Genomic DNA, 20,971 nt, shown 5'->3' with positions numbered 1-20,971 from the left:
GGAGCGTTTTCCGTTGTGCCTTTATTCTGTCCGGTCTCGTTATTCGTGTCAAATCGAGGCGATTTGCATTGAATTCCGATTTCCGGCCGAGAATTCCGGCCACCCCGTCTCCGGGGCAACCCCTCGAACTTACCTGATCCGCGACATCCCGTCGAATCGCGACGAGATGACCCGAGATCGGGTGAGAGGAAGGGAGTGCAGAGAGCCTAACAGCCGGATCCCTTGCGGGTATTCCGACTCGCCGACTCCCTGCGCGTGCACAAAGACTAGCACCCGCCAGGGTATGCCGAGCACAACTTGCGCAACTTCACAGTCCTGCCCTGCCTCTGGCACTCCCAAACCTCATCTGCCGCAGCTATCCCTGCAGTGCGGTGAGCTGGGCCTCCAGACGGGAGATGTCCTCCGCGGCCTGCTCAGCACGCCGGCGCACCTTGGCCACCACGTCCTCGGGCGCCTTCGCCATGAACTGCTCGTTGCCCAGCTTCGCGGTGACCTGAGCCTGCTCCTTGCGTGCCACGGCGAGGTCCTTCTCCAGACGCTTGCGCTCCGCGGCGACGTCGATGGCTCCGGCCGTGTCGATCTCCACGAGGACAGTGCCGACGGTGAGACGGGCCGTGGGAGTGAAGGTCTCCGATGGTTCGTCCAGGCGCAGCAGGACGCGGACCGCGCCCTCGTGGGCGGCGAGAGCCGTACCCGGCAGGGAGAGCCGTGCGGCCACCCGCTGGCCGGGCTTCAGACCCTGGTCGGAGCGGAACCTGCGCACCTCGGTCACCAGGTTCTGCAACGCGACGATCTCCTGCTCGGCCGCGGGGTCGAGCAACTCGGGCGAGACGGCGGGCCAGGGGGCGACCACGATGGACTCTCCCCCGGTCAGCGCCCGCCACAGCTCCTCCGTCACGAAGGGCACCAGCGGGTGGAGCAGCCGGAGCAGCGCGTCGAGGACATGGCCGAGCACCCGCTTGGTGTTCTCGGCCACCACCCCGCCCTCGGCGAACTGCACCTTGGCCAGTTCGACGTACCAGTCGAAGACCTCGTCCCAGGCGAAGTGGTAGAGCGCGTCGGAGACCTTGGCGAACTCGAAGTCCTCGAAGGCCGCGTCGATGGTCGTGACGACCCGCTGCAACCGCGACAGGATCCAGCGGTCGGCCGGGGTGAGGTCGCCGGGCAGGCCGTCGGAGACGGCACCGTTCATCAGGGCGAAGCGGGTGGCGTTCCAGATCTTGTTGCAGAAGTTGCGCGATCCGGCCGCCCAGTCCTCGCTGATCGCCACGTCGGAGCCGGGGTTCGCGCCGCGCAGCAGGGTGAACCGCGTGGCGTCCGCGCCGTAGCGCTCGATCCAGTCGAGCGGGTCGACGACGTTGCCAAACGACTTCGACATCTTCTTGCCGAACTGGTCGCGCACCATGCCGTGCAGCGCCACCGTGCGGAACGGCGGCTGACCGTCCATCGCGTACAACCCGAACATCATCATCCGGGCGACCCAGAAGAAGAGGATGTCGTAGCCGGTGACGAGCACGGTCGTCGGATAGAAGCGGGCCAGCTCGGGCGTCTCGTCGGGCCAGCCGAGCGTGGAGAACGGCCACAGGCCGGAGGAGAACCACGTGTCCAGGACGTCCTGGTCCTGCTCGTAACCGGCGGGCGGCTCCTCGTCGGGCCCCACACAGACCATGTCGCCGTCCGGGCCGTACCAGACCGGGATGCGGTGACCCCACCACAGCTGCCGCGAGATGCACCAGTCGTGCATGTCGTCGACCCAGTCGAAGTAGCGCTTGGCCAGCTCCGGCGGGTGGATGCGGGTGCGGCCGTCGCGCACCGCGTCGCCGGCGGCCTTGGCCAGCGGCGTGACGTTGACGAACCACTGCAGCGACAGCCGCGGCTCGACCACGGTCTTGCAGCGGGAGCAGTGGCCCACCGAATGGACGTACGGCCGTTTCTCGGCCACGATCCGGCCCTGCTCGCGCAGCGCGGCGACCACGGCGGGCCGCGCCTCGAACCGGTCGAGGCCCTGGAACGGCCCGTGGGCGGTGATGACCCCGCGCTCGTCCATGACGACGAGCGACTCCAGCGAGTGGCGGCGGCCGATCTCGAAGTCGTTGGGGTCGTGGGCGGGGGTGACCTTGACGGCACCGGTGCCGAAGGCGGGGTCCACGTGCTCGTCGGCGACGATCGGGATGCGCCGGCCGGTCAGCGGGACCTCGACGTGCTTGCCGATGAGATGCGCGTATCGCTCGTCGGCGGGGTGGACGGCCACCGCGGTGTCGCCGAGCATGGTCTCCGCCCGGGTGGTGGCGACGACGATCTCCTCGTCACCGGAGCCGTAGCGGATGGAGACGAGCTCGCCGTCGTCGTCGCTGTGCTCGACCTCGATGTCCGACAGCGCGGTGAGGCAGCGCGGGCACCAGTTGATGATCCGCTCGGCGCGATAGATGAGCCCGTCGTCGAACAGCTTCTTGAAGATCGTCTGGACGGCGCGGGAGAGGCCCTCGTCCATCGTGAACCGCTCGCGGGACCAGTCGACGCCGTCGCCGAGTTTCGTCATCTGGCCGAGGATCCGCCCGCCGGACTCCTCCTTCCACTGCCAGACGCGCTCGACGAACGCCTCACGGCCGAAGTCGTGGCGGGACAGGCCCTCCTTGGCGATCTCTCGCTCCACGACGTTCTGGGTCGCGATGCCGGCGTGGTCCATGCCGGGAAGCCACAGCGTCTCCATGCCCCGCATGCGGGCGCGCCGGGTCAGCGCGTCCTGGACCGAGTGGTCGAGCGCATGACCCACGTGCAGCGACCCGGTGACGTTCGGCGGGGGCAGCACGATGGTGTACGGCTCGCGCCCACTGCCCGGGTCGGCGGTGAAGTAGCCCGCCGATACCCAGCGCTCGTAGCTCCGGGTCTCGACTTCGGCGGGGGCGTACTGGGTGGGCAGCTCAGACGTAGTCACGCTGCCCAATTCTAGGGAGGTCCGGACGCCTCCCGCGCCGTCGCCGCACACCCTGTGGACAATGGCCGGCGACGGCCGGGAGTCAGGCCGACTTCTCCCGCGGCGTGCGCTGCTGCTTGGCCTGCAGCTGGTCGCGCGGCACGAGGGTCGGGTTCACGTGCTCCAGCACGGCCTCGCGGGTGATGACGACGCGAGCCACGTCCTGCCGGGAGGGGACCTCGTACATCACCGACTGGAGGACCTCCTCCAGGATAGCGCGCAGACCGCGGGCGCCGGTGCCGCGCAGGATGGCCTGGTCGGCGATCGCCTCCAGCGCGTCGTCGGTGAACTCGAGCTCGACGTTGTCCAGCTCCAGCAGGCGCCGGTACTGCTTCACGAGCGCGTTGCGCGGCTCGGTGAGGATCTGGATCAGCGCGCTCCGGTCGAGGTTGTGCACCGAGGTGATCACCGGCAGCCGGCCGACGAACTCGGGGATCATGCCGAACTTCAGCAGGTCCTCCGGCATGACGTCGGAGAAGATGTCCGAGGAGTCCATCTCCTCCTTGGAGTGGATGATCGCGTTGAAGCCGATGCCCTTCCGGCCGACCCGCGACTCTATGATCTTCTCCAGTCCGGCGAACGCGCCACCGCAGATGAACAGCACGTTCGTGGTGTCGATCTGGATGAACTCCTGGTGGGGGTGCTTGCGGCCGCCCTGCGGCGGCACGCTGGCGGTGGTCCCTTCCAGGATCTTCAGCAGGGCCTGCTGCACGCCTTCGCCCGACACGTCCCGGGTGATCGACGGGTTCTCGCTCTTGCGGGCTATCTTGTCGACCTCGTCGATGTAGATGATCCCGGTCTCGGCCTTCTTGACGTCGTAGTCGGCGGCCTGGATGAGCTTGAGGAGGATGTTCTCCACGTCCTCGCCGACGTAGCCCGCCTCGGTCAGCGCGGTGGCGTCCGCGATCGCGAACGGCACGTTGAGCATCTTGGCGAGGGTCTGCGCCAGCAGGGTCTTGCCCGACCCGGTTGGACCGAGCAGCAGGATGTTCGACTTGGCCAGCTCCAGGCCGTCGTCGCGGCCCCGCTCCCCGGACTGGACGCGCTTGTAGTGGTTGTAGACCGCGACCGACAGCGCCTTCTTGGCCTTGTCCTGGCCGATGACGTACGCGTCGAGGAACTCGTAGATCTCACGCGGCTTGGGGAGGTTGTCCCACTTGAGCTCGGAGGACTCCGAGAGCTCCTCCTCGATGATCTCGTTGCAGAGATCGATGCACTCATCGCAGATGTAGACGCCTGGTCCGGCGATGAGCTTCTTGACCTGCTTCTGGCTCTTGCCGCAGAACGAGCACTTCAGCAGGTCTCCCCCGTCGCCGATGCGTGCCACCCCAGATACTCCTTTGCGTGGGACCGCCCCTGCCGCCGCGGTCGCTTCCGTCCGCAACCGATGGTGATCCGGTGCGAAAACGTCATCCCGCTCAGGTTTCGACGTTACCGTCTCTCGGGCCCTCAGTGAGCCCCCTAGCGGTGAGTCGCACCGGAACGTGCCCAAATGGGCACTGTTCCGGTGCGGCAACTCCCTCAGGAAGCGGCGACCGCCGCCGCACGCTTCTTCCGCGACGGAATGATGTCGTCCACCAGACCGTACGCCTTCGCCTCCTCGGCGCTGAGGATCTTGTCGCGCTCGATGTCCCTGCGGACCTCGTCGGGCGACTTGCCCGAGTGCTTGGCCACGAGGTCCTCGAGCAGCGACCGCATACGCAGGATCTCACGAGCCTGGATCTCGATGTCGCTGCCCTGACCGCCGCCCTCGGTGTAGGGCTGGTGGATCAGGACCCGGGCGTTCGGCAGCGCGAACCGCTTGCCCGGCGTGCCGCCGGCCAGCAGGATCGCCGCGGCCGAGGCCGCCTGCCCCAGGCAGACCGTCTGGATCTCGGGCCGGACGAACTGCATGGTGTCGTAGATCGCCGTCATCGCGGTGAACGAGCCGCCCGGCGAGTTGATGTACATGCTGATGTCTCGGTCCGGGTCCAGCGACTCCAGCGTGAGCAGCTGCGCCATCACGTCGTTCGCCGAGGCGTCGTCGATCTGGACCCCGAGGAAGATGATGCGGTCCTCGAACAGCTTGTTGTAGGGGTTCATCTCCTTGACGCCGTACGACGTGCGTTCGACGAAGGAGGGAAGAACGTAGCGGCCGTTGATGTCACCCGGCCGGATCAGCTCACTCATCTCGGAAGCTCCAGTCACGAGACGGCGCCCTCGGAGGGCACCTGGCGGGCGCTGCGCACCACGTGGTCGATGAAGCCGTAGTCCTTGGCCTCCTCGGCCGTGAACCAGCGGTCCCGGTCGGAGTCGCGCTCGATCTGGTCGAGCGGCTGGCCGGTGTGAGAGGCGATCCGCTCCGCGAGCGTCTTCTTCACATAGAGCATCTGCTCGGCCTGGATCGCGATGTCGGCCGCGGTGCCCCCGATGCCGCCCGAGGGCTGGTGCATCATGATGCGGGCGTGCGGGAGCGCGTACCGCTTGCCGCGGGCGCCCGCGCAGAGCAGGAACTGCCCCATCGAGGCGGCCAGGCCCATGGCGACGGTGCACACGTCGTTCGGCACATACTCCATCATGTCGTAAATCGCCATGCCCGCGGTCACGGAACCGCCGGGGGAGTTGATGTACATCCAGATGTCGCGGTTGGGGTCGTCGGCGGCGAGGAGCAGGAGCTCAGCGCACAGCCGGTTGGCCACCTCGTCGTTCACCTGGGTGCCGAGCACCACGATGCGCTCGCGCAGCAGGCGCTGGTAGAGCTGATCCTCGAGGCGGGAGGGGCCACCCTCCGGGCTCCGGGCCTCGAAGCCGGAACCACCGGTCGGGAAGAAGGTCGGCGGGCTGGTCACAGCGTCACCTTCCGATGCGTCGTAAACGATTGGCTTTGCTTGTGACCTTAACGCGCGGCGCAGACAGGTCATGCCCTCGCGCCGTACTGTTCGCTGACGGCGCATGCCCCGCCCCCGATCGGCGGACGATCGAGCCCCGATCGGCCCCGCACCCGCGTTCTCCGCCCCCGCCGTGCCTGACAGCGCGGCGGCGGGCCCACCGGTCCGCCGGGGCTTCCAGCCGTACGGCCGCTCGACGGCACGCCGACGTGGAAATATTTAAAGGGATTTGCCGCGAATATAGCCGGAAACCCTCGCCACGCCCGCGGGCACGACGAGGGTTCCAGCGTCATCCCGGCCGGTGCGGCCGGAGGAACGTCCCGGCCGGTGCGGCCGGAGGAGCTCAGCTCTCCTTGGCCTCGTCGGCGGCCGGAGCGTCGGCGGGCTCGTCGCCCTCCTGCGCCTCCTCCACGCCCACGGCCTCCTGCTCGGGGTTGAGCTCGGCGTAGATGGCCTTGAGGTCCACCTCGTTGCCGTCGGTGTCGGTCACCTTGGCCGCGTCGCCGATGAGGGTCTTGGCCTTCTCCCGCACGATCTCCATCATCGCCAGCGGAAGCTGGTTGTTGTCGGCGAGGTGCTGGGCCAGCGTGTTCGGCGCGACGCCCATCTGCATGGCGCGGCGGACCACGAAGTCGGTGAGCTCCTGCTCGCTGACGCCGATGTCCTCAGCCTTGACGATCTTGTCGAGCACGAAGCCGGACTTGAGGGCCTTGGCGGCGTTCGCCTCGTACTCGGCGAACAGCTCCTCCTCGGTGGTCTGCTGGAGACGGAGGTACGCCTCGCGGCTCAGACCGCTCTCGGAGATCTGGTGCTCCAGATTGTGCTTGCGCGCGTCGATCTCGGCGGTGAGCGCGCTCTCCGGCAGCGGGATCTCGATCCGGTCGAGCAGCGCCTCAAGGGCCTTCTCGCGGCTCTGCACGACCTGGTCGACGAGCTTGTTGCGGCGGGCCTGCTCGCGGATGCTGTCCTTCAGCTCGTCGAGCGTGTCGAACTCGCTGGCGAGCTGCGCGAACTCGTCGTCCAGCTCGGGCAGCACCTTCTCCTTCACCGACTTGACCGTGATGATCACGTCGGCCTCCTCGCCGGCGTTCTCACCGCCGACCAGGGTGGTGCGGAAGGTCTTGTCCTCGCCGGCCGCCATGCCCTGCAGCGCGTCGTCCAGGCCCTGGAGGACCGAGCCGGCGCCGACCTCGTACGACACGTCGGCGGCCTGCTGCTCGTCCAGGTTGCGGCCGTCGATCTCGGCACGCAGGTCCATCACGACGTAGTCGCCGTTCTGGGCCGGGCGGTCCACCCCGGTCAGGGTGGCGAAGCGCTGGCGCAGGCCGTCCAGCTGGGCGTCGACGTCCTCGTCGCTCACCACGGCCGGGTCGACCACGATCTCGGCGCCCTCGTAGCCGGGGATGTCGAAGGCGGGACGGACGTCCACCTCGGCGGTGAACTCGACCTGCTCACCATCCTCGATCTTGGTGACCTCGATCTCCGGCTGGCTCACCGGGAAGACCTCGGTCTCATCGACGGCCTGGCCGTACAGCTTGGGCAGTGCGTCGTTCAGGGTCTCCTCGAGAACCACCGCGCGGCCGAAGCGCTGCTCGATGATCCGGGCCGGCACCTTGCCAGGACGGAAGCCGGGCACGCGCACCTGCTGCGCGACCTTCTTGTAGGCGGCCTGCAGGCTCGGCTCGAGCTCCTTGAACGGCACCTCGACGGTGAGCTTGACCCGAGTAGGGCTGAGCTCCTCGACAGCGGTCTTCACGGGGTGATCTCCTTGGTCCAGCAGCTGGTGATCGCGGGCACGTCGTGCACGGCAACCGCGGCACAGTAACGCGCGCCGCGCCCACGTGAGGGGCGCAGGGACCTCCCTCTCCGCCTGCACGCGACCTGTCCGGGCATGCTCGACTGTGGCGGGTGTCCAACGCCAAGGGCAGTCTAGAGCAGATGAGGGGCTGGAGCGACTGATCAGAGCTCGGTCATGATCTGCCGCAGCAGGTCCACCGTCTCGGCGGGGGTCGTGCTGACCGCGCAGAGGCGCTCCATGACCCCGGTATAACGGTCCACTTCTTCCCGTTTGTCCAGGTAGAGAGCGCTCGCAAGCTGCTCGACGTACACGATGTCGGGCAGGTCCTGATCGGAGAACCGCAGGATGCTGAAAGCGCCGCCCTCCGCGGCGTGTCCGCCGAAGCTGAACGGAATCACCTGGATCGTGATGTTGGGCTGGTTCATCAGGTCGATGAGGTGCTGGACCTGGCCCCGCATGACCTCGGTGCCGCCGATCGGGCGGCGCAGCGCGGCCTCGTCGATCACCGCCCAGAACGTCGGCGCGTTGCCGCCGTCGAGGATGCGCTGACGCTGCAGCCGCAGGTCCACCCGCCGGGCGATCTCCTCCGGCGCCGCCCCGACCGCGCCCGCCGTGATCACGGCACGCGCGTACTCCTTGGTCTGCAGCAGACCGGGGACGAACTGCACCTCGTAGGTGCGGATGCGCTCGGCCGCCTCCTCCAGGCCCACGTACGCCTGGAACCAGGTCGGCAGCAGGTCGTTGAAGCGGTGCCACCAGCCGGGCTCGTTGGCCTGGTCGACCAGGTTCATGACGACGTCGCGTGTCTCGTCGTCCTCCACGCCGTACAGGACGAGAAGGTCGGTGACGTCGCGTTCCTTGAAGCCGACCCGGCCCAGCTCCATCCGGCTGATCTTCGACTCGGACGCGCGGATGCAGCGGCCGGCCTGGTCACGGCTGATTCCCTTGCTCTCGCGGAGCTTGCGGAGCTGGGAGCCGAGCAGGATGCGCAGTGCCGTCGGACCCGATCCAGCCTGGATCTGTATCACGGCGCCTCCCTCTCACCTCGGCTCTGTGTGCCGCCAAGGGACGACCCGCACGACACCCCCAGCCCACACAGTGTCACCACTTCGGGCCTCGATGACAAGGTCTGATCTACGTGTCTCTGAGGGTGGGAACGTTTGGCGTGTGCGTTTGCACGTGACGACTGCACGTGCATTTGGGTCTTGCAGCAGTGGGACGGGGTGTTCCATCATGTCTAGGTGCATATTGGGCCAAATATGCACCAGCCCTCGATCCAGGCCAGCGGGAGGTACGGGCAACCATGTCGGACGAGCCCAAATCCGTCGGCCAGCTGACCCGCGACGTGGGATTCGGCTGGTTCCGGAGGGCGGTGTGCGCGTCCGATACGGCGATGTGCCCCCTTGCCCCGCAAGCCGATTCGGTCAAGACCGCGCGCGACGTCACGAGGACGACCCTGCAGCGGTGGGGGCTGCCGGAGCTGGGTGACGACGCGGCGCTGGTCGTGAGCGAACTGGTCACGAACGCTGTTCGTTACGCGCTGTATCCGGCGCGGCGGACGACCGGCCACCCGATAACGCTGACGCTCCTCCGCCTCGCGCCCCACGTCCTGCTCGCCGTCTCCGACCCGAGTGACGAGGCTCCCGCTCCCGTGCAGCCCGACTTCGTCTCCGAGCACGGCCGCGGCCTCTACATCGTGGAGACCTACAGCCAGGCCTGGGGCTGGGACGCCCTCGACGACGGCGGCAAGGCCGTCTGGGCCCTCTTCCGGGCCGGCGACTGACCTCCCGCCCGGACTTCCGGTCACCGATTCGCCGTGGGATGCCCGAGACAGCGGATCGTGCGGACACCCTGCGGGGGCAGGGCACGACTCGTATCACCGCTGTAGCCACCTTTTTGTGGGTACTTGGCAGCCGGGCCGGGGCAGCCTGAAACTTGCTCGTGACAGCCGGGGGACCGCCGGGCACAAGCAGGAGGAGGAGGTCGGCGCAGGCTACGAGTTCGCCTGGGACTCGCTCAGTTTCTCCAGGCGGCGGTGACCCCAGTCGGAAAGAGGCGCCAGCGCCTCCGAGAGCTCACGGCCGAACGCGGTCAGTGAGTACACCGTCTTCAGCGGCCGTACATCGTGCACCTCGCGATGGACGAGGCCGTCGGCCTCCATCTCCCGCAGCGTCTGGGTCAGCACCTTCTCCGTGAGCCCCGGCAGTCGCCTGCGCAGCTCGCCGGGCCGGTGCGGACGAGACTCCAGGAGCCAGAGCAGGATCGTCTTCCACTTGCCGTCGATCACGGCGATCGCGGCGGTCACCCCGCACACGTTCGCGTCCCGGGCACGGCTGCGCGTCATCTTCCACCCCTATCACCAGGTTCGTCTTGGTCTCAGCAGGAGTTGAATCATTGATCTCGCACACCCGACAGTCTGCCGTCACCGTGCTGGGCCTGGGGCCCATGGGCCGGGCGCTGGCCGGCGCCTTCCTGGACGCCGGGCTGCCCACGACGGTCTGGAACCGGACCCCCGGCAAGAACCGCGAGCTGGTCGAGCGGGGCGCGTCCGGCGCCCGGTCACCCGAGGAGGCGGTCGCGGCGAGCGGCGTCACCGTGATCTGCGTGGTGAACTACGACGCGGTAGACGCGATCATGCGGGGTGACGCGGTCGCCCGCGCGCTCAAGGGACGCACGATCGTGAACCTGACCGCCGACACCCCTGCCCGTGCCCGGAACACCGGAGCCTGGGCGGCCAGGCGCGGCATCGGGTATCTGGACGGCGCCGTGATGACACCGGCCCCGACCATCGGAACCCCCGCCGCGGTGTTCCTCCACAGCGGCCCGGAGGAGCTCTACCGGGAGCACAAGCCGGTGCTGGACGAGCTGGGTGGCACCCATGCCCACCTCGGCGAGGACATCGGCAGGGCCGCGGCGTACGACATCGCCCTGCTCGACATCTTCTGGACCGCGATGGCGGGGTACGCGCACGCGCTCGCCGTGGCGAGGGCGGAGGGAGTCACCGGGCGAGAGCTGGCGCCGTTCGCGAAGGGAATCGGCGCCGTCCTGCCGCCGATATTCGAACAGGGCGCGGTGGACGTGGACCACGGCAGGTTCCCCGGCGAGGTCAATCCGATCACCTCGGCGGTGTCGTCCATGGCCCATGTCGTCCACGTGTCCGAGTCGCACGGCATCGACGCGGGGGTGATGCGCGCGGCCGAAGGTCTCGCCCGCCGGGTCATCGGCCGTGGTCACGGCACGGACGGGTTCCTCCGGGTCACCGAGCTGTTGAACCCCCGAGGACTCGAGCGCTGACCTCGATCGCCGGGCCCGCCGGCGGCCCGTCTCGCACCGCGTCCCGGTGCGCCCGGCGTGTTACCGGTCTAGGCTTCATTCGATCGACGGGGCGTGAGCGTACAGGGGTCTCCGGATCACCCGTGCACCCGGTGTGAGGGACGGCGCGACCTGGTGGCGCGCCCGCTTCGAGCAGGAAGTCGCAGGTTCAGATCTTCCCCCCGACCAGCGCTCCCGGGCAGAGGCCGTCAGGCGCCTTCACTGTCAGGCGGCGTGGCGACGTTCCGCGAGGAGGACGCGTGGCAGCGGCACGAGTACTGGTGGTCGGTCTCGATCCGGCCAAGCTTGAGGACTGGGATCCGGAACCGATACTGGCCGGGATCGCACGCGGGCGGGCCCGTTTCGCCGACAGCGGCGTCGAGGCCGACTGGTGCCTGCTGGCACTGGACGACGACACCGAAGCGGTGGTCGTGGAGGCGCTGCGCCGCGACGACTACGCCGTCGTGGTGATCGGGGGCGGCATCCGCAGGCACGAACCGCTGCTCGGGTTCTTCGAGAAACTGATCAACCTGGTGCGGCGGCATCTGCCCGACGCCGCCATCGCCTTCAACAACAGCCCCGAGGACTGCCTCGACGCGGCGCTGCGCTGGCTGCCCCGAAACCCCGGCGACGCCGGGCGGCTCTGACGAAACAGCTCCCGCAAAACACATTCATATGCGCAGGGAAAACCGCACCGGCCGCCGTTTGTGACGCCACCGGAGAGAGAACAAGCCCCCAGAGAAATGGCCCGTCAGGCATTCCCGACGAGAATCGCTCGATTCAGCGACATGTCAGGAATTCCGGGACATTGGCACCTTTCCTGGGGGAGAAAATGCTCAAGCGTCCAGATATGGTCGGGTTCCTTGCGATCCTCTCCGCGCTGACCGGCGGGGCCGCGCCTTTGGGCACTCCCGCCATCGCCGCGGACGCCGTCGCGACCGGCCCGCACCCCGGCGTACGCGACCATGGAAGAGCGCACGAGCGCAATCACGCCCGGCAGCACAACAGGCAGCGTCAGTGGGAGCACGAGCGGCAGCGCCAGCGCCAGCAGTTGCTCCGCGACATCACGCTGGCCGTCACACCGGCGCAGAAGGGCGGGACGGATTCGCGGGCCATGCCGTACAACTGGCAGAACTCGGACGCGGTCGCGAATTCCTACAGCGACCAGTACGGCCTGTCGGACGCCGTGAACCAGCCGGACCAGAATTCGGGCGCACCGGTCGGCGACCTCACGGACCAATCGATTCAGAAGTCGGACCCCCTGTCCACGTCGCCCGCGCCGCGTGATGACGCCACCAGCGCGGCGATGCTGGCATATCTGCGGGATCTGGCCGCGAGAAAGCAGTTCACCGGGTCGGCGCTGGTGGTGCGGCGCGGCGAGGTGCTCGCGCGTTTCGCCGCCGGTGAGGCCGACGAGGCCAGGCACATCCCCAACCGGCCGGACACGGTCTACCGGGTCATGTCGATCACCAAGCAGTTCACCTCGATGCTCGTGCTGAAACTGCGCGACCGCGGGCTGCTCGGGCTGGACGACCGGGTCTGCCCGTATCTCGTCCCGGCATACATCAAGGCCTGCCCGACGGCATGGCGGCCCATCACGATCCGCGAGGCGCTCAACCACACCACGGGCATCCCCAACATCGAGAAGCTGCCCAGCTACCTTGCCAACATCACACGACCGACCACGACCCGGCGACTCATCCAGCAGATCGTGGACCTCCCGCTGGACTTCGAGCCCGGCACCAGTTGGAAGTACAGCAACTCCGGCTACGTCCTGGCCGGCGCGATCATCCAGGCGGTGACGCACCAGCCCTACGGCGTCGTGCTGCACAAGCTGATCACCGGCCCCCTGAACCTCCGGCACACCGGTTACAGCCGGGGATATCCGCCCGACGGGTACGCGAAGGGTTACTACACGCTCGGATCACCGGCCCCGCTCCTCAACGGCTCCGAACTGTTCGCCGCGACCGGCATCTACTCCACCATCGACGACCTCGCCCGCTGGGACCGGGCGTTCGGCTCGTACCGGGTCGCGCCACCCGCCACCGTCAAGCAGGCGTTCACGCCACAGGCGCCGTGCCCCTCCACCGGCTGCCTCAACCTGCCGTCGAGCGCGTACGCCTTCGGCTGGCTCGTCGACCGGCTCCAGGGGCACCGGCTCCGGTACCATCCGGGTCTCTTCCAGGGCTACACGGCGAGCAACATGTACCTGCCCGACGACGACATCGAGGTGGTCGTGCTCAGCAACGTCCAGAACACCGACACCGCCGGCATCGCCCGTCACCTCGCCACAATGGCCCTCGATCGCCCCTGGTGACGCCATGCTCGGAGTGCCGCCCCAAAGCAGCGATCAGATCGAAGCCTCGTCGTCCAGTGGAGGCATGGCGTACGCGCGAAGGACCATGAGCGAGTCCTCCACGGCCGCCACCATGGCGAAGGGAAACCGGTCGAGCTCAAGACAGAGTGCGACGTCGTCAGGATGGGCTCCTTGCCGTACGCCCTCTGTGAGCTCGGCGGCGGCGCGTCACTCTCCGGCGCGGCGGAGGAACCCGGCTGCGTCCGCCCCGGCCCCGGTGGCCCTCTGGGCGATGTATTCGGCGCACGCCAGATCCTCGTCGGCGCGCCCGTCGTCGCCGGTGACCACGAACGTGACGCTGCCGCACCCGCGTATGCGCAGGAGCCGAGCCGTCGCCTCCGCCACCACGAAGCCGGCGCACAGCACGAGCGACGCCTCCTTTACCGAGAGGGCGCCGACCGTCCCTGCCGTGGTCTTCTGCACGACGGTCCGTCCGCCGAGGTCGGCAGATCGCAGCAGGCCCGGCGAGTTGACGGCGTCGAACCCGGCCGCCGGTGGGCCGTCCTTGAGCGCCACCCAGTCCGAGTGGCGGGCCTTGAGCGCCAGGGCTTCGTCCAGGGACTCAGCGAGAACGATCTTCTCCGCTCCTCGGGCGAAGGCCCAGGCAGCCACTGTGAAGGCACGCATGACGTCGACCACGACCGCCGCGGACGGGGCTTCTGCCAGCTCAGCGATGGCAAGGAAACGAGTGTCCATCCGGACATGATCACGCAAGGCCAATGCGAAGCACGGTGGACCGCCCCGGCTTCGGCGGAGACTCTTCTGAGACAACGAAAGGCCAGGCTCCCCGTACGGGGCGACCTGGCCTTTCGTGTAAAGAGCGAACGACCGGAATCGAACCCGCGTAGCCATTTTGGACGATTTCGGCAATGCAGGCGACGCCTTGGCTCGCCATACCCGCTGCGCGCTGGATAGAGCGTGTCAACATGATCGCAGAGAGTAGATGGCAGGAGGTGCGGTAGCGGGCAGGCAGCGCCGCCACAGAACAGATTTTGAAGCCCCTGCTACCCGCGTAGCCAGTTCGGGAGATCTCGGTACGCGGACGCACACGCCTCCCCTGCCACTACGAACCTGGCTCCTGCTCCTGGCGATCATCCTGGGGTCGGAGTGCCCCTGCCGGAGGCTCTTGCTTTTTTTCTCGCTGTTCGATGACGGCCAGGACAAGCGCGCCAAGCATCAAGCCGATGCCGACCAGGGCGAAAACGATGGGCCGTCCAGGGGCGTATCTTCCGGCGCTGCCTGCGGCTTGGCACCCGCCGATGAGAAGCGCGAGTGAACCCAGTATCAAAAAAATTCGGGGGCCAAACATGGTGAGCGACTGTAAGCCATGACGGCGGAAGGCCACCAGACGGAAGCGGAGCGACCGGCGCTGATACGACGCACCCGAAGTACCGCGGAGCAGTTGGGCCGCCGGCACTCCGGACACTCCCGAGCGCGAGGTCATCCCGCTTACCAAGTCCTCGACGTGATCCCAAGGAGGTGTCGGGCACTGGTGCTCCTGGCGACCTTCACGACCCTGAGATGGGGCGGTGCCGGCCTCAAGGAGCTGATGGCACGCATGGGCCACTCGTCCACTCGGGCCGCGCTGATCTGCCTGCACGCGACGAAGGACCGAGACCAGGCCATCGCGAAAGCCCTCGGGCAGGCGTTCAAGGCGGCGGCCGAAACCAAGATCGAAGCGTGAAATGGCACGTGTGCGGCACGGAAGATCGAAGACAGTTGTCTGAGATCGCGAAGGCCAGGCTCCCCGTAGGGGTGACCTGGCCTTTCGTGGTGAGAGCGGACGACGGGAATCGAACCCGCGTAGCCAGTTTGGAAGACTGGGGCTCTACCATTGAGCTACGTCCGCGCGCGCCCGGTGTTCATCTGGTCTAGACTTCATCCGGTCGTCAGGGCGTAAGCGTACCGGAGTCTCGGAGCGCTCGCGCAACCGGCGAGACGGGGCGTGGCGCAGCTTGGTAGCGCGCTTGCTTTGGGAGCAAGAAGTCGCAGGTTCAAATCCTGTCGCCCCGACCAGCACCACCCGACGCGAAGGCCGCCTCCGATCATCGGAAGCGGCCTTCTCCGGCTTCGGAGGCCGGTGTCGTGGCTGCTTCGATCAGGACGAGTCGCCGGAAAGGACCCCCGCCGCATGGCCTCCGTTCGTCATGAGATCGTGATCGACGCCTCCCCCGAGCACATCTGGGACGTGCTGCGCGATGTCGGCGCCGTGCACGAGCGCCTGCTGCCGGGCCGCGTCACCGGCACCCGGATCGAGGGCGACCAGCGGTTCCTGACCTTTCCCGACGGGCACGTGGTCCGCGAACTGGTCGTCGGGATCGATGACGAGGCCCGCCGCCTCGCCTACTGCGTGGTCGAGGGCGCGCGGCCGCCGGTGGAGTTCCACCACGCCACGTTCGAGGTCCGGTCCGAGGGCGACAGGTCGGGCCGGCTGATCTGGATCACCGATGTCCTGCCGCACACGCGTGCGGCCGACATCCGGATCCGCATGGAACGCGGCGCGGCGGAGATGAAGCAGGCCATCGAGGCCGCCGCGCACGGCTGACCCGTTCACTCCTCCTCGACGTACGGGTGGGTGAGGAACTCGATGGCGTGGCCGTCGGGGTCGTCCACGTACACCCCGCGGCCGTGGTGGCGGTGGTTGATCCGCTGGGGCTCCTGGTGGTGCGGGCCGCCCCAGTACGGCAGGCCCCGGTCGCCGATCCGGGCGAAGATCTCGTCGAACTCGTCCTCCGAGACGAGGAAGGCCAGGTGCTGGAGGACGATCCGGTCCCGGCCGACGATCGAGTCGGCGAAGTCGATCGTCACGCCGTTGGCGACTCTGACCGTGGCGAACGGCCCGAACGAGCCGGGCCCCGGCTCGCCGAGCAGGCCGGTGAGGAAGCGGGCAGAGGCGAAGCGATCGGTGCTGTGCACGATCGTGTGATCCAGTCGAGCGGGCACGGCGCCCTCCATGTTTCCGAAGGTACTCATCGGTCCCATACCGTGGACGGATGATCGACAAGCGCATTCCCCGCGTGCTCGGGCTGCTCGGCCAGGAGGACACGCTGCGGGTTCTCTCCGGCCTCGTCCTCCATCCCGGGGAACCCCTCGGCCAGGTGACCGGGCTCGGCCCGGACGAGGTCGCCCGGGCGCTCGGCCGGTTGGAGCGGGGCGGTCTCGCCGTACGGGACGGGGACGGGTGGCGGGCGCGGCCGGAGGTCTTCCGCGACCTGCTCCGCGCGGTGCCCGCCGAGCCGGCGGGCCCGCTGGACGCGTTCCTGGTCGACGGGCGGCTCGTCTCCATACCGACGAAGCGGGCCAAGCGGCTGATGCTGCTCGACTACGTCTCCCAGGTCTTCGAGGTGGGCGCGCGGTATCCGGAGAAGGAGGTCGACGTGGCGCTGCGGGCGTTCCACGACGACCACGCCGCGCTGCGCCGCCACCTGGTGGACGAGGGGTTCCTCACCCGGGAGGACGGCGTCTACTGGCGCTCGGGCGGCACCGTCTGACCGGGTCCGGCCATATCGGCGGGCGCCCTTCCCCGACCGGCCCGCCACGCGGAGACTGGGAGACATGGGCGAGCCGACCAGGGTCCTTCTCGACGAGTCCCGGATTCCCCGGAACTGGTACAACCTCGTCCCCGATCTCCCCTCTCCTCCTCCCCCGGTGCTCCACCCGGCCACACTCCGGCCGGTCGGCCCCGACGACCTCGCGCCGCTCTTCCCGGCGGAACTGATCGGGCAGGAGGTCTCCGGGGAGCGGTTCGTCCCCATTCCGGATGAGGTGCTCGACGTGTACCGCCTGTGGCGGCCCACTCCCCTCATCCGCGCCCGCCGCCTGGAACGGCGGCTCGGCACGCCCGCCCGGATCTACTACAAGTACGAGGGCGGCAGCCCGTCCGGGTCGCACAAGCCGAACACCGCGGTCCCGCAGGCCTACTACAACGCGCGGGAGGGCGTGCGGAGACTGACCACCGAGACCGGCGCGGGCCAGTGGGGCTCGGCCCTGGCGTTCGCCTGCGGCCAGTTCGGCCTGGCGTGCGAGATCTGGATGGTCCGGGCGTCGTACGACCAGAAGCCCTACCGCCGTACGCTCATGCGCGTCCACGGCGCGACGCTGCACGCCAGCCCGTCGGCGGTGACCACCGCGGGGGCCAGGATCCTGGCGGAGGACCCGGACTGCACGGGATCGCTGGGCATCGCGATCAGCGAGGCCGTCGAGGTCGCCGGCCTGCACGACGACACGCGGTACGCCCTGGGCTCGGTGCTCAACCACGTCCTGATGCACCAGACCGTGATCGGCGAGGAGGCGCTGGAGCAACTGGCCGTCCTCGGCGAGACTCCCGACGTGGTCATCGGCTGCACCGGCGGCGGCTCCAACTTCGCCGGGCTGGCCTTCCCGTTCCTGCGGGAGAAGCTCGCGGGGCGGATGGACCCGGTGCTGCGCGCCGTGGAGCCCGCCGCCTGCCCGTCCCTGACCCGGGGCACGTACGCCTACGACTTCGGCGACACGGCGGGGTTCACGCCGCTGATGAAGATGCACACCCTGGGCCACACGTTCGTGCCGGACCCCATCCACGCCGGCGGGCTGCGCTACCACGGCATGTCGCCGCTGCTGTCGCACGCGTACGAACTGGGTCTGGTGGAGGCCGTGGCGGTGACGCAGACCGACTGCTTCGACGCGGGCGTCCGCTTCGCCCGGGCCGAGGGGGTCCTGCCGGCCCCCGAACCGGCCCACGCGGTGGCCGCGACCATCGCGGAGGCACTGAGGTGCGCCGAGTCGGGCGAGGAGAAGGTCATCGTGATGTCCCTGTGCGGGCACGGCCACTTCGACCTGGCCGCGTACGAGCGTCACCTCGCCGGCCGGCTGGAGGACTTCACGCTCCCGCAGGAGCGGATCGACACGGCCCTCGCGCACCTGCCCCCTGTCTCATGATGGCCCCCTGTCTGAAGAGGGTGCGCTGTCTGATGTGACGCGTGCTCACTGATATCCGTTTCGTCCATTGACCGCGGGGTACGGCTGCGCCATCGCGCTGTCGTATCGGCCAAAGCACTCATGCCAAACGGCTGAAATGCGCGGTATCAGCTCCATACGATTCTGGGACACCATCCGCTCTCGCCGGAGTATTCGTTTTGAACCGGAACTGCGTGATCAAGGGCCCCGCCCCGGCGGACCGGGGGCAGTGGCGGCCCAGCGGCGCCGCGTCCGCCCACGAACGGCTGGCGTTCCTGAACGAGGCGAGCCGCCGGATCGGCAGCACCCTCGACCTCGAGGAGACGAGCCGGGAACTCGTGGACGTGGCCGTCCCGAGGTTCGCCGACACGGCGGCCGTGATGCTCCAGGACCGCCTCATCTCCGAGGGCGAACTGTCGTCCCGCCCGGTGGACGGGACAACCCTCGTACGCCGGATGGCCATGGGCGTGGCCGGCGCGGACGCGGACGCCTGGGTGAACGCCTTCCCCGTGGACGAGGTGGCGGTCTACCCGGCGATCCTGCCGCAGGCGCAGTGCATGGCGAGCGGCAAGCCGCTGATGTATCCGGCCCTGGACAAGGAGAGCGCCCGGCTCATCGGCGCGACCTTCGGCCGGGAGGACGCGGTCGCCGCCCTGCTGACCGACGGCTCGTTCCTCACCGTGCCCCTGCGGGCCCGGGGACGGGTGCTCGGGTGCGTGGTCTTCACCAGGCGGGCGGGCGCGCCGCCGTTCGAGGAGCAGGACGTCATGGTGGCCGAGGACCTCGCGGCCCGCACCGCCGTGTGCGTCGACAACGCGCGGCTCTACACCACCGAGCGCCGGACCGCGCTGACCCTGCAGAGCAGCCTGCTGCCCGCCGAGCTGCCGCAGCCGCTCGGCATGGACATCGCCTCGCGCTATCTTCCGGCGAGCGACCTGATGGGCGTCGGCGGGGACTGGTACGACGTGATCACCCTTCCCGGGTGCCGTACGGCCCTGGTGGTGGGCGACGTCATGGGCCACGGGACCAGGGCCGCGGCGACGATGGGCCAGCTCCGCACCGCGGCGCGCACGCTGGCGAGCCTCGACCTGCCGCCCGACGAGGTGCTGTTCCGGCTCAACCTGATGAGCCAGGACCTCGATCCGACCCAGATCGCCACGTGCATCTACGCCGTCTACGACCCGGTGACGCGGGGCTGCGCGCTCGCCCGCGCCGGGCACGTGCCGCCGATCCTGCTGCATCCCGACCGGTCGACCGAGATCATCGAGCTGCCGTCGGGCCTTCCCCTCGGCATCGGCAGCGACCCGCTGGAGATGCGCGAGCTGATCCTGCCGGCCGGGAGCGTGCTCGCCTTCTACACCGACGGCCTCGTGGAGAGCCGCGAGCGGGACCTGGACGCGGGGATCATGGGGTTGCGCCGCCTGCTCGCCGGGCCCGTCGAGGATCTCGACGACATGTGCGACGACATCATCAGCAGCCAGCGGGCGAGCCACGAGCGCGACGACATCGCCCTGCTGGTGGCCCGGGTGCGTGAGCTCGACCCGGACGAGGTGGCGACCTTTCCCCTGCCCGCCGACCCCAGGTTCGTCTCCCAGGCCCGCCGGTTCGTCCGGGGCACGCTCGCCGCCTGGGGGCTGACCAGCCTGGTGGACAGCACCCAGCTCATCGTCAGCGAACTGGTCACCAACGCGCTCAAGCACGGCTGGCCGCCGATCGAGCTGCGGCTGCTGCGCTGCCGCACGCTGGTGGTCGAGGTCGCCGACGGCTCCGCCTCCACCCCCGCCCCGCGTACGGCCACCCCCGACGAGGACACCGGCCGCGGCCTCCAGCTGATCAAGCGCTTCGCCTATCGCTGGGGGACCCGGCCCACCCCGTACGGCAAGATCGTCTGGGTCGAGCAGCATCTTCCGTGACCGGTCGCCCTCGCGGGCGGGCGGGCGCGACTGATCGTCGGGAGGAGTTACGGTCGAATCGGGGAGGCTAGCGGCGAGGAGGGGACATGATCGACATCCGGGACGCGTACCGAAGGGCGCTGGACGGTTTCGGCGACCGCCTCCATCTCGTCCGCCCCGGACAGTGGGACCTGCCGACGCCCTGCGTCGACTGGGATGTCCGGGGGCTGGTGAACCACCTGGTGGCCGAGAACCTGTGGGCTCCCGAACTGCTGTCGGGCCGTACGGCCGCCGAGGTGGGCGACGCGTTCGAGGGCGACGTGCTCGGCGACGACCCGGTGAAGGCGTTCGAGGCGTCCGCGCAGGGCGCCGTCCAGGCGGTGTACGCCGAGGGCGCCCTCACGAGCGTTGCTCACCTGTCCTTCGGCGACGTGCCGGGCGAGGAGTACATCACCGAATTGTTCGCGGACGCGCTGATCCACACCTGGGACCTCGCGCGCGCCGTCGGCGGGCCGGAACGGCTCGACCCCGACCTGGTCGCGTCCTGCGCCGAATGGTTCGCCAAGGCGTGGGACGGCTACCGCGAGGCAGGGGTGATCGGGGACGAGCGGGACGTCCCGGCCGGCGCCGACCAGCAGACCCGGCTGCTCGCCGCGTGGGGCAGGAACCCCTGAGGCGAACGCCGGGACGACCCCGGAACCGGGTTACCGGCCCGTGGGGCGCTTGCCGTGGTTGGCCTTCTTCTTCCTGCGGGCCTTCGACTTGCGTGCGCGTCTGCCCATCGCGGCCGCCTTCCCTGGAGTACGGCTTTCGCCCACTGTCCTCCCGCGGGCGGGC

At 68.9% G+C, this 20,971-nt stretch carries 20 protein-coding genes and 2 tRNA genes; 11 read left to right on the top strand and 11 right to left on the bottom strand.

Going from position 1 to position 20,971, the window contains the following annotated elements:
- Window positions 1-355: 355 nt before the first annotated feature.
- From Mam01_RS07720 to Mam01_RS07695, 6 genes are all read right to left on the bottom strand, one after another.
- Window positions 356-2,944 carry a valine--tRNA ligase gene (locus Mam01_RS07720; protein ID WP_204284678.1) on the bottom strand — a complete coding sequence of 863 codons (2,589 nt, stop codon included), beginning with the start codon at window positions 2,942-2,944 and terminating at the stop codon, window positions 356-358.
- A gap of 73 nt (window positions 2,945-3,017) precedes the next feature.
- On the bottom strand, window positions 3,018-4,301 hold the full coding sequence (clpX, locus tag Mam01_RS07715; protein WP_150935092.1) for an ATP-dependent Clp protease ATP-binding subunit ClpX: 1,284 nt from the start codon (window positions 4,299-4,301) through the stop codon (window positions 3,018-3,020).
- A gap of 194 nt (window positions 4,302-4,495) precedes the next feature.
- Entirely contained in the window at window positions 4,496-5,143 is a 648-nt protein-coding gene (locus tag Mam01_RS07710; protein WP_117410256.1) for an ATP-dependent Clp protease proteolytic subunit, read from the bottom strand.
- A gap of 14 nt (window positions 5,144-5,157) precedes the next feature.
- Entirely contained in the window at window positions 5,158-5,802 is a 645-nt protein-coding gene (locus tag Mam01_RS07705) for a ClpP family protease (protein ID WP_150935093.1), read from the bottom strand.
- A 382-nt stretch (window positions 5,803-6,184) separates the two neighbouring features.
- The gene (tig, locus tag Mam01_RS07700) at window positions 6,185-7,597 is read right to left on the bottom strand and encodes a trigger factor (protein WP_204284677.1); all 1,413 of its coding nucleotides are present in this window, start codon (window positions 7,595-7,597) and stop codon (window positions 6,185-6,187) included.
- 203 nt (window positions 7,598-7,800) lie between these two features.
- Window positions 7,801-8,667, bottom strand: coding sequence for a Sco1979 family transcriptional regulator (locus tag Mam01_RS07695; RefSeq protein ID WP_150935095.1), 867 nt, complete (start codon window positions 8,665-8,667; stop codon window positions 7,801-7,803).
- 275 nt (window positions 8,668-8,942) lie between these two features.
- On the opposite strand from Mam01_RS07695, the gene Mam01_RS07690 reads away from it, so the two are divergent.
- Window positions 8,943-9,422, top strand: a complete 480-nt coding sequence (locus tag Mam01_RS07690) for an ATP-binding protein (protein ID WP_150935096.1) — start codon at window positions 8,943-8,945, stop codon at window positions 9,420-9,422.
- A gap of 210 nt (window positions 9,423-9,632) precedes the next feature.
- Here Mam01_RS07690 and Mam01_RS07685 read toward each other — a convergent pair whose 3' ends face one another.
- Window positions 9,633-9,983: a winged helix-turn-helix transcriptional regulator gene (locus Mam01_RS07685; protein WP_204284676.1), complete on the bottom strand. Its 351-nt coding sequence runs from the start codon at window positions 9,981-9,983 to the stop codon at window positions 9,633-9,635.
- A gap of 50 nt (window positions 9,984-10,033) precedes the next feature.
- Here Mam01_RS07685 and Mam01_RS07680 point away from each other — a divergent pair, with 50 nt between their 5' ends.
- The 3 genes from Mam01_RS07680 (at window position 10,034) to Mam01_RS07670 (ending at window position 13,268) form a co-directional block, all read left to right on the top strand.
- The gene (locus Mam01_RS07680; RefSeq protein WP_204284675.1) at window positions 10,034-10,933 is read left to right on the top strand and encodes an NAD(P)-dependent oxidoreductase; all 900 of its coding nucleotides are present in this window, start codon (window positions 10,034-10,036) and stop codon (window positions 10,931-10,933) included.
- 278 nt (window positions 10,934-11,211) lie between these two features.
- A complete protein-coding gene (locus Mam01_RS07675) occupies window positions 11,212-11,598 on the top strand; it encodes a hypothetical protein (RefSeq protein ID WP_204284674.1) in 387 nt (128 codons plus the stop codon).
- A 203-nt stretch (window positions 11,599-11,801) separates the two neighbouring features.
- Complete coding sequence (locus tag Mam01_RS07670; RefSeq protein ID WP_204284673.1) at window positions 11,802-13,268, top strand: serine hydrolase domain-containing protein; 1,467 nt, start codon at window positions 11,802-11,804, stop codon at window positions 13,266-13,268.
- A 207-nt stretch (window positions 13,269-13,475) separates the two neighbouring features.
- Here Mam01_RS07670 and Mam01_RS07665 read toward each other — a convergent pair whose 3' ends face one another.
- The gene (locus tag Mam01_RS07665; RefSeq protein ID WP_204284672.1) at window positions 13,476-14,003 is read right to left on the bottom strand and encodes a 2-phosphosulfolactate phosphatase; all 528 of its coding nucleotides are present in this window, start codon (window positions 14,001-14,003) and stop codon (window positions 13,476-13,478) included.
- A 796-nt stretch (window positions 14,004-14,799) separates the two neighbouring features.
- On the opposite strand from Mam01_RS07665, the gene Mam01_RS07660 reads away from it, so the two are divergent.
- Window positions 14,800-14,991, top strand: a complete 192-nt coding sequence (locus tag Mam01_RS07660) for a hypothetical protein (RefSeq protein WP_204284671.1) — start codon at window positions 14,800-14,802, stop codon at window positions 14,989-14,991.
- 94 nt (window positions 14,992-15,085) lie between these two features.
- Here Mam01_RS07660 and Mam01_RS07655 read toward each other — a convergent pair.
- Window positions 15,086-15,156, bottom strand: a tRNA-Gly gene (locus Mam01_RS07655).
- A gap of 90 nt (window positions 15,157-15,246) precedes the next feature.
- Here Mam01_RS07655 and Mam01_RS07650 point away from each other — a divergent pair.
- Window positions 15,247-15,323, top strand: a tRNA-Pro gene (locus tag Mam01_RS07650).
- A 115-nt stretch (window positions 15,324-15,438) separates the two neighbouring features.
- Window positions 15,439-15,852 carry an SRPBCC family protein gene (locus Mam01_RS07645; RefSeq protein ID WP_204284670.1) on the top strand — a complete coding sequence of 138 codons (414 nt, stop codon included), beginning with the start codon at window positions 15,439-15,441 and terminating at the stop codon, window positions 15,850-15,852.
- A gap of 5 nt (window positions 15,853-15,857) precedes the next feature.
- Here the strand turns inward: Mam01_RS07645 and Mam01_RS07640 are convergent, their stop codons facing one another.
- Window positions 15,858-16,250, bottom strand: coding sequence for a VOC family protein (locus Mam01_RS07640; RefSeq protein ID WP_150935103.1), 393 nt, complete (start codon window positions 16,248-16,250; stop codon window positions 15,858-15,860).
- 50 nt (window positions 16,251-16,300) lie between these two features.
- On the opposite strand from Mam01_RS07640, the gene Mam01_RS07635 reads away from it, so the two are divergent.
- The 4 genes from Mam01_RS07635 to Mam01_RS07620 all read left to right on the top strand — a co-directional run bounded on the left by Mam01_RS07635 (window position 16,301) and on the right by Mam01_RS07620 (window position 20,808).
- Entirely contained in the window at window positions 16,301-16,798 is a 498-nt protein-coding gene (locus Mam01_RS07635) for a DUF2087 domain-containing protein (protein ID WP_204284669.1), read from the top strand.
- A gap of 64 nt (window positions 16,799-16,862) precedes the next feature.
- Complete coding sequence (locus Mam01_RS07630) at window positions 16,863-18,224, top strand: TrpB-like pyridoxal phosphate-dependent enzyme (protein WP_204284668.1); 1,362 nt, start codon at window positions 16,863-16,865, stop codon at window positions 18,222-18,224.
- 212 nt (window positions 18,225-18,436) lie between these two features.
- Window positions 18,437-20,155 carry an ATP-binding SpoIIE family protein phosphatase gene (locus Mam01_RS07625; RefSeq protein ID WP_204284667.1) on the top strand — a complete coding sequence of 573 codons (1,719 nt, stop codon included), beginning with the start codon at window positions 18,437-18,439 and terminating at the stop codon, window positions 20,153-20,155.
- Between the two features lie 86 nt (window positions 20,156-20,241).
- Window positions 20,242-20,808: a TIGR03086 family metal-binding protein gene (locus Mam01_RS07620; protein ID WP_150935106.1), complete on the top strand. Its 567-nt coding sequence runs from the start codon at window positions 20,242-20,244 to the stop codon at window positions 20,806-20,808.
- A 30-nt stretch (window positions 20,809-20,838) separates the two neighbouring features.
- Here Mam01_RS07620 and Mam01_RS37900 read toward each other — a convergent pair whose 3' ends face one another.
- Complete coding sequence (locus Mam01_RS37900) at window positions 20,839-20,916, bottom strand: 50S ribosomal protein bL37 (protein ID WP_396697758.1); 78 nt, start codon at window positions 20,914-20,916, stop codon at window positions 20,839-20,841.
- Window positions 20,917-20,971 lie beyond the last annotated feature (55 nt).

This window comes from Microbispora amethystogenes, assembly GCF_016863015.1.
Lineage (GTDB): Bacteria > Actinomycetota > Actinomycetes > Streptosporangiales > Streptosporangiaceae > Microbispora > Microbispora amethystogenes.
The sequence above is the reverse complement of the archived record's forward strand: the minus strand, read 5'-3'. Positions and strand labels throughout refer to the sequence as shown.